The sequence below is a fragment of the Paenibacillus sp. UASWS1643 genome (genome assembly GCF_008693195.1).
GTDB lineage: Bacteria > Bacillota > Bacilli > Paenibacillales > Paenibacillaceae > Paenibacillus > Paenibacillus amylolyticus_B.
The window spans coordinates 252,587-265,247 of the sequence record NZ_VXKZ01000113.1 but is presented as its reverse complement, the minus strand read 5'-3'; the positions used below and the strand labels follow the sequence as shown (position 1 = coordinate 265,247).

Annotated in this window: 11 protein-coding genes; 7 read left to right on the top strand and 4 right to left on the bottom strand. The window is 43.5% G+C overall.

Annotation, left to right across the window (positions count from 1 at the left end; all coding sequences use genetic code 11):
• The first annotated feature begins 517 nt into the window (after window positions 1-517).
• From FE296_RS21475 to FE296_RS21465, 3 genes are all read left to right on the top strand, one after another.
• A complete protein-coding gene (locus FE296_RS21475) occupies window positions 518-1,633 on the top strand; it encodes a WXG100 family type VII secretion target (protein ID WP_150366248.1) in 1,116 nt (371 codons plus the stop codon).
• 12 nt (window positions 1,634-1,645) lie between these two features.
• Window positions 1,646-1,957, top strand: a complete 312-nt coding sequence (locus FE296_RS21470) for a hypothetical protein (protein ID WP_150366247.1) — start codon at window positions 1,646-1,648, stop codon at window positions 1,955-1,957.
• 528 nt (window positions 1,958-2,485) lie between these two features.
• Window positions 2,486-2,845 carry a hypothetical protein gene (locus FE296_RS21465; RefSeq protein WP_124117280.1) on the top strand — a complete coding sequence of 120 codons (360 nt, stop codon included), beginning with the start codon at window positions 2,486-2,488 and terminating at the stop codon, window positions 2,843-2,845.
• Window positions 2,846-2,869: 24 nt separating this feature from the next.
• Here FE296_RS21465 and FE296_RS21460 read toward each other — a convergent pair whose 3' ends face one another.
• Complete coding sequence (locus tag FE296_RS21460; RefSeq protein ID WP_150366246.1) at window positions 2,870-3,649, bottom strand: matrixin family metalloprotease; 780 nt, start codon at window positions 3,647-3,649, stop codon at window positions 2,870-2,872.
• Between the two features lie 374 nt (window positions 3,650-4,023).
• Here FE296_RS21460 and FE296_RS21455 point away from each other — a divergent pair, with 374 nt between their 5' ends.
• The 3 genes from FE296_RS21455 to FE296_RS21445 all read left to right on the top strand — a co-directional run bounded on the left by FE296_RS21455 (window position 4,024) and on the right by FE296_RS21445 (window position 7,833).
• Window positions 4,024-4,350 (top strand): nucleoside triphosphate pyrophosphohydrolase, encoded by a 327-nt coding sequence (locus FE296_RS21455; protein ID WP_124117278.1) that lies wholly within the window; start codon window positions 4,024-4,026, stop codon window positions 4,348-4,350.
• Window positions 4,334-6,778, top strand: coding sequence for a DEAD/DEAH box helicase family protein (locus tag FE296_RS21450; RefSeq protein ID WP_150366245.1), 2,445 nt, complete (start codon window positions 4,334-4,336; stop codon window positions 6,776-6,778). The genes FE296_RS21455 and FE296_RS21450 overlap by 17 nt, the downstream gene beginning before the upstream one ends.
• Window positions 6,779-7,233: 455 nt before the next feature.
• Window positions 7,234-7,833 carry a hypothetical protein gene (locus tag FE296_RS21445; RefSeq protein ID WP_150366244.1) on the top strand — a complete coding sequence of 200 codons (600 nt, stop codon included), beginning with the start codon at window positions 7,234-7,236 and terminating at the stop codon, window positions 7,831-7,833.
• A 149-nt stretch (window positions 7,834-7,982) separates the two neighbouring features.
• Here FE296_RS21445 and FE296_RS21440 read toward each other — a convergent pair whose 3' ends face one another.
• From FE296_RS21440 to FE296_RS21430, 3 genes are read right to left on the bottom strand one after another with little or no spacing between them, the layout of a single operon-like run.
• Window positions 7,983-8,768 carry a MerR family transcriptional regulator gene (locus FE296_RS21440; protein ID WP_150366243.1) on the bottom strand — a complete coding sequence of 262 codons (786 nt, stop codon included), beginning with the start codon at window positions 8,766-8,768 and terminating at the stop codon, window positions 7,983-7,985.
• Window positions 8,743-9,669: a DUF2268 domain-containing putative Zn-dependent protease gene (locus tag FE296_RS21435; RefSeq protein WP_150366242.1), complete on the bottom strand. Its 927-nt coding sequence runs from the start codon at window positions 9,667-9,669 to the stop codon at window positions 8,743-8,745. The genes FE296_RS21440 and FE296_RS21435 overlap by 26 nt, the downstream gene beginning before the upstream one ends.
• A 59-nt stretch (window positions 9,670-9,728) precedes the next feature.
• Window positions 9,729-10,985, bottom strand: a complete 1,257-nt coding sequence (locus FE296_RS21430; RefSeq protein WP_190945416.1) for an MFS transporter — start codon at window positions 10,983-10,985, stop codon at window positions 9,729-9,731.
• Window positions 10,986-11,261: 276 nt separating this feature from the next.
• Between FE296_RS21430 and FE296_RS21425 the strand changes: the two genes are divergently transcribed.
• On the top strand, window positions 11,262-12,551 hold the full coding sequence (locus FE296_RS21425; protein ID WP_150366240.1) for a galactokinase: 1,290 nt from the start codon (window positions 11,262-11,264) through the stop codon (window positions 12,549-12,551).
• The last annotated feature ends 110 nt before the right edge of the window (window positions 12,552-12,661 follow it).

Genomic DNA, 12,661 nt, shown 5'->3' with positions numbered 1-12,661 from the left:
AGAGGTGCTTTTTCCTAAGGATATATGATGCAGAGAATATAGAGGATGCTCTTTGCTTTGCGTCTGGAAAGTAGGTGTACATTTTGAAAAGAGTGATTGCTATCGCGTTTTTTATATTATCTATATTGGAATTGGTTACTTTAATCCTAATCGGCAAAAGCATGATGCATGGGTATATGGAACCGAGTACGTTTAAAGGGATAATTTCATTTCCACTAGGTGCTACGTACCTCTCGATCTGGATGTTCTTTTCACGGCAAGAGTTTACCGGAGGACGAGTCGCGGCACAGATCAGTTTTACAGCGGCATTGTTGACGGCGTGCCCGTTGGTGTGTTTATGGATTGTTTTCTATTAAATCAAGAGATTAAGAAGAGTTCCTTTAAATTAGGACCTATGAAGTACGTTGTTGGAGATATTGTTAGGGTGAGAAAGGTAAAATCAGGATGTTAGAAGGATGTATATACACCAAGCTTCCGCTAACATGGTAAAATCCTAATTTTAACGGCGGAGAATGATATGAGTACAATTAAAGTAACACCAGAGCAGCTGCTGCATGTATCCAGACAGATCGAGCAGGATAGGCAACAGTTGGAGGGTATACGTAATGACCTGACCGCACGGATCGGATTCATCCAGTCTCAGTGGGCGGGAGCAACGCAGGAACGGTTTTTCTATGATTTTCAGCAGTCACGTTCAGTACTTGATCGAGCACTGGAAAGTATGGTTAAGTCATCCCAAGATCTGTTCGCGATTGCCGAGAGATTCGAACAAGCAGATCAGGAACAGGTGAGCTTGGGAGCCGTTGCTGGACAGATTGCTGCCCATACAATGATCAACCATAATACAGGTAACCCAGAAGAGCAACGACGAATGGTATATAATCCTTTGTTTGGAGTTAACATGCCTGCCAGTGAAGCAGAGGATGGGATGCCAGGGCAAAAAGAGTTTGTTAAGTATTGGGAAAATGGTGGCACCTATGAGGAAATGAGAGCTGGGCCGAAGCAACCGGTGTCTAGTGGTGGGGATGTATATGATGAACAGATCAGCGCATTTAAGGAAGGTCATCATCCCGTAACTGGAGAATCCATACCTGCATGGCAAGCAGCAGTTTCTATTGGAGGTTTACAGACTGCTAAGCTCGTGTTGGCTTTTACAGGAACGTATAATAGGGGTTATAAGGTTCCAAAAGAAGGATTAGGATTCCCGAAAGGTATGATCGGTGGAAGAATTACAGTAAGTAATGAAAGAATTCACCATGCTTCACTTGGAGATTTTAATTCTAAAAATAGATTGATCAATGGTGGTCACGGTCAAGATAATATTAATTACCTACTTAAAAATAAGATCCCATTTAACATTACTAAAGAATATGAAAACGGTGTACGAGTTGGTAATATACCTAATCACAAAAATAAAGCAAAGCGAAGTGGAGAGGGCCAAGCATGGTTCCCTAAGGAGTGGACATCGGAAGATATCAAAAAGTCAGGTGAGCATGTAGCAAATCTGCCTGAGAATAGAGTTAAGGGTGACGGTGAATGGATGTTTGGAAACTATAATAACGTTAGAGTAGGCGTAATCAAAAACGATGGACAGATCGGAACGATTACTCCAGATAATTCAAGACAACCGTGAGGAGAGTAAAACATGGTAGACTACAGTGAAAAAGTTATCTCATTAATAAAGAAGAGAAAAGATTTACACCCCGACGATCCTGCTATTCAAACAATATGGAATGAGATGGTAGATATTCTAAAAGAAAATGAGCAAAGTGCCATATCATTTCTAAATCAATGTGGAGAAAAAGATATATATTGGCTGAGTGAGATATTTGAAGATCTATCTTCTGAATTTCAAAGTCGAGCATTTATAGATTGTCTTCTTCAATTACAAAAGAAGTATCCTGATCTGGATATGGAGCAGGATATAGAATATGCGATTCAATCCATTGAGGAATAATAAAAAAATAAGCCTATTTCAACTCCTATACGGAGTAGTCATGGGTTATTTTTCCGATCCCCTCAATCCAATCGACTACTGTACAAAATCAACCCATCCCCTCAGTTGAAAGTATCCAAGCCGTGAAATTTATAATTTTGTTCCTGAAGTTGCAGATCTTTATTTATTCTATCGCATTTCAGCATAATCAAAGTATTCTGATGAATTCAGCAAATACTTTTTACATGTAGAGCTTATCGTAATCAAAGACAGAACGTTTTTTAGATGGATTTAGGTAAAGTGTATGTCATCTGGTTACGGGCTACCGCCGCTTCGCAGGCGCTTCTTCCAAGTTTTTTTAACTTACCTACGACCATACTTCTGACATAAATGATAATTTACAGAATTTCATGATGAATTACACAGCTTAGTATGGACAATAAAAAACATTATTGGTAATATTATGTATATATTAGCGCTTTAAATTCTTGCTGTTCGAATTTTCCGGATTATGAGATAACAACATTCTGTAGTGGGAGGTTTTTTTTTATGAGAAGGACTTTTGTATTCATTCTGACTTCAATGTTGTTACTTGTGGCATGCTCAAACTCAGGTCATAATGAACTTCAAAGTTGGGCATTTGATGTTGTAACCTGGGAGAATGGGGTTTATAAGATGACAAATGAAACTGTTACTACAACCGATGTGGAAACCCAAATTGGAACAATTAAAAAATACTCTACAAATGAAAGTGACAAATTACCGAACCTGTTCTCCAATAAGTATAAAAAAGGGACAAAATTATTTAAAGTAAAAAATGTAGAGACAGATGATTATATCGCAGTAAAAGATAATGAGACCTACTATAAAGCAGTAAAGATGGATGGAATGAATACAGCGGCCAATTAAGGCCGCTGTATTCATTCCATCATTTTAATGTGTAGATTCTTCTACTAGTGACGATTCAGAGATGATCTTAAGACTTTGTAAATTTGTAAGTTGCTCATTAGTTCCCACTTTATAGATGCTCACATCCTCATTGATTGGAATATACTCATTGTCGCCAATTTTCTTTAAATAGAGAATTACACTATCATTTTCAACAAGAGGAGTTGTTCCATGATATTTGACTACAACATTTTTATCTTCACCACCCATTTGATAGAGTGTGACTTTTTGGTTGAGTAAAGCAGAATCACCCTTTAGAACTTTTTGGATGTTTATTTCGGACTTTTGCTTATAATCATAAAAATTCTCACCCGTTACAACTGTACCGTTTTGGGCTGTTACTTTTGCCTTAACAACCAGATCAGCATCCCTTGTAAGATCTTTTAGATTGAGATACCACTTGCTCCACGATACATCAAGATTAACTAGTTCTTTGCCTTCTACAAAGTCATTTTCGTTCAAAATGGATTGTTCTGACGTTAAACTATTGTTGTTGTAAATACTGTTTACGGAGTTTTCATCTCCAATTCCAGGGAAATATTGAAGACGAGCAAACGTCCCATCTGATAAAAAAGTTGCTGGAACCATTACGGATAATGTTCTTTCTGGTGCATGTGCCAAACCTAAAGCATGACCTAATTCATGCGTTGCAATACTTTGAATTGCATTATCTGTACTGATGTACTCGAACTGTGAAGTATAGAAATCATTCACCCAAACTTTAACAGATTTAAAAGTCTTGTTAGCATTATAGACAGGTTCCATAATTCCATCCCATGTAGCATTAGCAACCGTCTTATTTCCTGCTGTAAAATTAGAATTGGTTCCAGACGAAAGGTTAACTACTGTGGAATCATTCCATTCTTTTGCTCCAGTAGTCCATAGACGTTTAAAGACTGTATTTGATCCATTATTCTGATACGTAATATTTCACTAGAATGTATTGACAAATATCGGGAACTGGGTTGGGCTAATGGACTATGACCAAGTAGCTATATACTTTTTTTACTTTCAATCGCTCCCACCCACCACTTTACAGAATCAACCTATCCCTCTTCCTAGCAAATGGTATAATGGCAAAAAGGGAGATTCTGGCACGAGGCTTGAAGGCTCTCACAGCAGAAAGGATGTTATACCACATGCCTACATACAACAAATTGGTGCGGGACAAGATTCCGCATATTATTACATCCAGCGGTAAGGAATGTCGCACAAGCATTCTGGACCCGGAGGAGTATAAACAAGAATTAAGAACGAAGCTTAGCGAAGAATCGGAAGAATACATGAGTGCAGGAAGCGATCAGGAAGCGCTGGAAGAACTGGCCGACATGCTCGAAGTGATCCGGGCGCTGGCGGAGGTGCATGGTGCGAATGCGGCGCAGCTGGATAAGCTACGGGCGGACAAGGCTGAGGCACGCGGTGGATTCCAGGAGAGAGTGTATCTGATCGATGTCGACGAAGCTTAACGTTAAACTCATTACAGATAACTTGGCAGACGAACTCATTTCCCGGATGCAGCATGCGTCCGGGATTTATATTATGACGTCCTTTATCATGCAGTCTGGTGTGAAGCTGCTTGCGCCGCATTTAAAGCGGGCGGCGGAGCGTGGGGCAGAAGTACGAATGCTCGCGGGAGACTATCTGTATATCACGCAGCCGGAAGGACTTCGGGCGCTCTGTGAGGTCCATCCACGAATTGAAGCACGGCTGTGGCGAAGTATGGGGACTTCTTTTCACCCGAAAGCGTATTTGTTCGATCATGACAACGGCGAAGGACTACTAATCGTCGGCTCTTCGAACTTTTCCTTCACAGCACTGAAGACGGGGTATGAATGGAATCTGGCGATGAATGCGGAGGCGGAGCCATATACGTTCCAGATGGCTTTGGACAAGTTCATGCAGAGCTTCTACCACGAGACAACCCTGCCGGTGAACCCGGATTCGATTGAACTGTATGAGGAAGAGTACCGCAAATATCACCAGAAGAACCCGGAGATGATCCAGCGCATCACGGAGATGGAAGAAGCGGAATTTGGCACAGGTCTACCAGAGGACAAAGAGGAAGAAACCGCCGAGCTGTCGCTGGTGCCGATTCAACCGCGCTTTGCGCAGTTGGACGCCCTCGAAGCACTTCATGGCACGATGGAGGAGCAGTACGACAAGGCGATGGTCGTTATGGCGACCGGGCTTGGCAAAACGTATCTGGCGGGTTTCTTCGCCCAGCGGTTCCAGCGGGTGTTGTTTGTGGCGCATCGTGAAGAGATTCTGTTCCAGGCGAAGAAGTCATTTCAACGGATCATGCCGGAGCGCAGTCATGGGATCTATAACGGGCAGTATAAAGATGGGACGGCGGATTGTGTGTATGCTTCGATCTTTACGCTGAGTATGCAGAAGCACCGGGATATGTTTTCCGTCGATGCATTTGATCTGATCGTGGTGGATGAGTTCCATCATGCGGCGGCGAAGACGTACATGTCGGTGATTGAGCATTTTCAACCCAAGTTTCTGTTGGGCATTACGGCAACTCCGGATCGACTTGATGGCAAAGATGTGTATGCGCTCTGTGATGGGAATGTGGCGTACCAGATGCATTTTATTGAAGCGATCCGGCGAGGTTGGTTGGCGCCATTTCAATATTACGGGATATTCGACGATACAGACTATTCGCAGATTCGCTGGATCGGGACAAAGTATGATGAAGAACAGCTCATGGCCGTTCAATTGCAAGAGGAGCATGTAGAGACGATCTATGCAGCCTGGGCCCGGCACAAACAGACGAGAACGATTGGCTTTTGCTCGTCGATCCGGCAGGCGGATTATTTAGCTGCGTATTTCCGAAGTCAGGGCGTTAAGGTACTTAGTTTGCATTCGCGCACATCGGAGATGTCGCGGGAGACAGCCATTCGACAGCTTGATGCGGGTGTGCTGGAGGTTGTGGTGACGGTGGATCTGTTCAATGAGGGAACAGATATCCCGCGTGTGGATACGCTACTGTTCGTGCGTCCAACGGAGTCACTCACCGTGTTCACCCAACAGGTGGGGCGTGGTCTACGACTGGCGGAGGGCAAATCGCATTGTGTCATCATCGACCTGATCGGAAACTACCGGAATGCGGATGTGAAGCTGAGCCTTCTGGATGTGCGCGGAGACGAGGAACGAAGCGGAAAAACGATGGATTCGGCTGTGCCTGAGGTTCCGGCTAACTGTGGGATTCATCTGGAGACCCGGGTAGTGGACCTGCTTCAGGAGCTGAGCCGCAAACGGTTGCCGCACCGCGAGAAGCTGCATCAGGATTTTCTGAGTGTGAAGCGAGAGCTGGGACGTATCCCGACGTATCTGGAGCTGCACCTGATGGGGCGTTCGAAGAGTATCGGGTATCGGAGCGAATTCCGTTCCTATGTTGGGTTTCTGTATTGGGCAGAACTGCTGACCCCATATGAGGGGGAGATGTACGTCCGGCATGAGGCATGGCTGCGCGATGTAGAGAAGACGGTTATGAACAAAAGCTACAAGATGATCGTGCTGCTATACATGCTGGAGCGAGGCGGAGCCCACTGGATGGACCCGATCACACCAGGGGAGATGGGGATATTTTTCCATATGTACCTGACGGAGAAGGAGTACCGGAAACGGAAAGACTTTTCGGACAAGGACAAGCTAGCGCTCTGGGAATGGAACGAGAAGACGGCAACACGGATTGAGAAACTGATTATTGATATGCCAATGTCGATGTGGAGCGGGGCGAAGGGTAGTATGACGCGTTTTGGGGAGGGCCTGTTTTCGCTGAATGTGCAGGTGCAGGATGCGGAGGAACGGGCGCTGCTGTATCGCTGGACGAAGGAGATTTGTCTGTATCGGTTGCATGTGTATTTTGAGCGGGGGAGAGGGAAGTAGAGGACAAGTTCTTATACAGTCAGTCAATCTGAAATTTTACTTGGTAAACAAAAATTTACCAAGAAGAAAAAAGCAAAAAGCGTACCAGTGAAATAGCGGTACGCTTTTTGCTTACTTGAAATTAACTTTTTGAAGTTCACTTATTATTCGAATAGGGGAACTGTCTAATAATTGCAGAGAGATCGAACAACAAATATATCAACTTAAAAAAAAATTAGATATTATTAATTTTTAGAAGAGGGTTTTATTATAATTTATTGAATAATATATAATATATGGAAGTGGTATCGTCATAAGGAGGTGAACTATTTAGACCTATTTTTTATTAAAAAGTATATTGTGCCAGAAACTAGTCCAGCTAAGATAAGAAGGCTAACAACGAGAATAAGTATATTATTCCACACAATGTGCATTGTCGAAACCCCTTTCATAATAATTTTTAGGAGGTATTTAAAGTGAAGAAGATCAGTATGTTATTGACATTATTCTTGGTTTCAATATCTATTTCCGTTCTTTTTACTAATTCAGCCCACGCAAGTACAGGTGAGGAAGATACAGCCTTAAAAATACAAAATATACTAGATAAGTATGAAGTGAACGAACCGTTTTCTGACGAAGATACACAATATTTAAAAGAAAACTCATCTTTAAACAATAATATAACATATATTCAAAATAAAGGGGACGTATCAGCCTTTTCGGTCTCAAAGAAATTTTTCACAGGTAACAATAAAACATTAGCCTTAACTGGTTATGTAGAATATGATAACGGATTCGGTAAAAATAGTTGGAATTTCTATATGGATGCATGGGACACAGCTGGCATAAAAAGAAACATCCGAGCAGAAGTTAAAATTGATTGTGTGGGTATTGTAAATTTTGAAACTGGAGCAATAGGTAAAATCTATAATAATACAGTAAGCCAGACATCGTCTGGAAAAGTGGATTCCCTTACCTTAAATAAGTCTGATTCATTCACAGGCCTACCGATGTTTGTTTATTATTATCCAAAGGCTACATTTGACGGAGTTGATTTAGCTGGTGAGTTCAGATAAAAACATTTCTAAAAATTAAATTATCCATCACAAACCCATGGCTAAGGTCCTCTAGCCATGGGTTTATTAGATAGAACATTTACATAATGGAGCGTTTAATTGATAGTACCATTGTTCATTTTTTTTCTGTGGGTTCTCTCGGAGGTCATCTAACATCTTTCATACCCTGATATTACCTTACCCCTCACATAAACCATAATACCTTGATACAAAAATCTCAAAAAATCCTCATTGCCAAACTGATTAAAATAACCCGCATAGCGACGATCCGTCGTATAGGCCTCCGCAATACACCTCAAAATCTCAGCATCACAGACCATAAACTGTTCCAGACAACTCTTCCATTCACGCACTAACGATTGCACCTCTCCAGAAGCAGGGGACAGATCCTGATGTCTCGCCAACGCATGAAATACCTGCTCCATATTGACCGAGAACTGCTGGTAGGCTTGTTCTTGCTCTTCCGCAGACAGTTGGTTCACATTAGCTTCGAATTCCCGATATTTCTCGGTATCTCCGTAGATGAACTTTGCCTCGGATTCATATTGCTCTTGAATGGACAGGATGGAAGAGTCTTCAAACAGATGAAGATGAGAGATGTCCGTCCCATCTACATATTCGTCCAACTGGCCGATGATGGTTTCGAGTTTTTGTTTTCGTTGAACGAGTGTACTCCGGTGCTCTCTCAGGATATCTTTTTGTTCACCTTTCGAAAGTTGCATCATGGCTGCAATGTCTTTCAAGGAGAAATTCATTTCTTTGAACAACAGAATCATTTGCAGATTCCCGAGTGCCTCTTGATCGTAATACCGATAGCCATTGTCCTCGACTTTGCTCGGTTTCAAGAGATCCGTTTTATCGTAATAATGTAATGCGCGTTTGGTGATGCCTGTGATCTGAATAATATCTTTAACGGTGAAATAGGGTGTCTTCATTCCAAAAGTCCTTTGTTTCAGCAAGGATAACACTTGCCGGAGTAATAGTTGCTTCGGTGATCGGTGTACCTGTTTTGTTCAAGTAGTATTGAATTAAGTGATAACCGCAGGCATAGCCAGCCGCATAGGGCATACCTACAGGCGTAAAGTTTTGCATGATGGCAAGTTCATCGCCGTATAGATACGGATTAATCTGGTCAAAACCAGTGACATGCAACTGATCTTTCATTTGCGGCTTGATTACGTTGTTCAAAGTCTCCATATCCGTTTTGGCTACCCAGGGGCCTAGCAACTCTTCTCCATACAGGGATGTCGCAAAGCTCTCAGCCAACCCCTCGCTAACAACCATCTCGCCAAGCGTAATCTGTGGGTTCCACTGAATATATTGATATCTCACGTTATGATTGCATTCATGGGCTAACACGGATTGCATACGAGGTAGAGTATAAGCATCCGGGCTTAGGTTCGCAATAATATAACCAGGAATGCCGCCATCTCCACATATGCCTTCACTCATCTGTAACGTCGGACTGTTCTTATCCCCTAACAAAATGGTGTACAGATATTCGGAAACGGATAGCTCAATCCCATGATCTGTAAAGGTCGATAGACTCATACGAACAGCTTCATGACACTGTTGCCAAAATGTTTCAGACGAAATCGCTGCTAACGATTCGGTAATCTCAATCGTAATATCTGCGGGAGCGATATTCATAAAGTTATTCATCATGATCACATCGAAGCCGTTAGGCTCCTGAGATCGAAACGGAATCTGTTGTATGTTCCATTTGTTCATAAAGGGACCCATCATACGCTCGCGGTATAACTCCAATTTCTTATCGGGTGCAGCCTGGATGATCTCTTCATAGATTAGATCTGAACGTAACGCGGTAATCTTCATTCTTGATCTCTCCTTCTTATTCGCTTGAGATCATTATCAAGTATGACCTAACGTAACAGTCAAGCGTTGATGTTAGGCTGCTGGCTCTCTGCATGATTCTTCATCTTCATGGTAAATACCAGACCAGACAGGATATAGATCAAGCTTAGCAAGAGATAAGGGAGTTGCAGCGAGAATACGCGATCGAACGTCGTTTCACTAACCCGCACCAATAATCCGCCGAGAAGTGTACCAACGGCACTAATGCCAAAGGACAGAAAGCGAAACACGCTTCCAACCCGTCCAAGCATCTCATTAGGAACGGAACGTTGCAGGATGGAGGAGCGGGTAACATTGTAGACAATAATGAAAAATGCAGCACAGAAATACAGGCCACCTACCATATATGCATTTGTGGTTAGACCCACGACACCGTATATGATTCCCATGCACAGAATGGAGGAAATAATCAATTGTTTTGTACTCCATTTCTTGCGCATATATGCAACAGCTTGGCTCCCCACAATGCTGCCGATCGTTGCGATGGAGATGAGCATACCGAATGCAAAAGCATCCAACTGAAGCACATCTCGTACAAAGAAGATCTGAGTAGCCAGGATGACGGAATACATCAGCGTAATGGTGACTGACAGAATGGCTAATCCGCGGAGAAAACGATCATGATAGACATATTGAATACCGGACCACATCTCGCGTTTCCAATTCTTCATAGGGCGAACTTGCTTCTTGGTTGTTTCGGTATCCCCTGGGTAGAAGTTCCCCTTCATACTGATTAAAAAGAGCAGAGCAATAACAGCCGTTACCGCGTCTATGGCAAAAGGAAAAACAATATGCAGGGTGATGATGAACCCTCCCAGCGCAACGCCCAGAATATCACTTGTGATTAACTGTCCGGCGGTGAACTGCCCATTCGCTTTCTCCAACTTACTCTCATCTACCAGTTGAGGGATGACCGTCTGCACCGTACTGTCGAATACGACCCGGCTAAGCCCAATCCCGAACATGAACAGAGCCAGAATCGGAATGCTCACCCATCCTCCCCAGATACATAACGTCAGAGCAAGCAGAAGAATCATTCGTGTGAAACCAGCCCCAATCAGCATATGTTTGCGTGAGTACCGGTCGATGAGAACACCCACGGGCAGACTGAAGAGAAGCCATGGTAAACGAAGTGCCGTCATGGTGACAGAGGCATACAGCGTATCGCTTGTAAGTGTGGATATGAGCCAAGGAACCGCAGCTAGCGTAAGTCCATCACCCAAAAATGTAAGCGAAAATGCACCGAATAGCTTGTTATAGTTCGACTTAATTTTCATCGTTCCCTCCACCAATAAGATGTAAAGCATAGCTATAATAAGATTGGGAAATAATGTGTTTTCACTTAATAACAATGTAAGTTATTGCAAAATGGTTTTCAATCCTATTTTTACAATAAATAACTTCACAAAACGCTTACAAACTTTCAATTCTACCCTACCTTTTCCGCTGTGAAGCTGAGATAATGGGAGAGGAATAAGGCATGAAACAGATGCGACAACGATGTTCACCAACAGCCCAAAAATAAAAGCTGCACATCCATAGGAGGATTATTAATGACCACACAACCATTGAATCTGATCCAATCCACGGAGGGCCAAGCGTTGCTAGCCCAGATGTATGGACAATCACAAGTAGCGGAACAGACTGCACGTTACACGAAGTTGAACGCCACGTTCGAAGAGTACTTTGGCGCACAAGAAGGAAGCAAGCTGTTCAGCGCGTCAGGACGCAGTGAGATTGGCGGCAATCACACCGATCATAACCATGGTAAAGTGCTGGCGGGCAGCATTACGCTGGATACGATTGCAGTGGCAGCACCAACTGCGGAGTCGGTTATTACCTTTTACTCAGAGGGCTATGACAAGAAATATGTAATCGATCTCACGGACCTCAAGCCAAATACGGAAGACGATGGCACAACAGCATTGATTCGCGGTATGGCTGCGGGATTTGGAGAATTCGGACATAAGGTAGGCGGTTTCCAGGCGTACCTCTCCAGTAACGTGTTCTCGGCATCTGGGGTGAGTTCCTCGGCGTCATTCGAGATGTTGATCTGTACGATTTTGAATCACTTCTATAATGATGGAACAATGGATGTTGTGACCTTGGCCAAAATCGGTCAGTATGCGGAGAACCAATATTGGAACAAACCTTCCGGTCTGCTGGATCAGATGGCTTGTGCGTACGGCGGACTCATTGCCATTGATTTTGAAAATCCTGCACAGCCAGTTATCGAGCCAGTTCAGTGGGATTTCCAGCAGAATGGGTACTCATTGGTCATTGTGAATACAGGTGGCAACCACGCCGATCTGACGGAAGATTACGCGGCTGTGCCCAATGAGATGAGAGCGGTTGCTCAGGCGCTGGGCAGTGAGTATGTTCGGGAAATTACGGCAGACGCAATCTACGCCAATCTCAAGAAGGTTCGTGAAGCGGCTGGGGATCGTGCCGTGCTGCGTGCGCTTCATTTCCTGGAAGAAAACAATCGTGTCGATGGTGAGGTTCAGGCGTTGCGTGATGGACGCTTTGCTGATTTCCTGAAACTGATTACGGCGTCCGGTAACTCGTCATGGAAGTGGCTGCAGAATGTATATCAGAGTGGTGCTGTGAAAGAGCAAGAGATTGGCATCGCGCTGGCACTGACCGAGAATTATCTGCAAAACCTGGGTGACGGCGCTTGTCGTATTCATGGCGGTGGATTCGCAGGGGTTATTCTGACAATCCTTCCAAACGAAAAAGTGGAAGAGTATATGTCCTGGATGCACGACATGCTGGAAACGCCGATTATCGTCGTTAATGTGCGTGCACAGGGTGCGGTATGTCTGAATGCATTGATCGCCTAATGCTGGCTAAACAGTACTCAGATAAATAGTTATAGTTATAATTCAAGGAAGTCCGGGCGAAGCCCGGGCTTTTTGGGTTATTCCATTTTTGAAAAAACTTCAAACTTTGA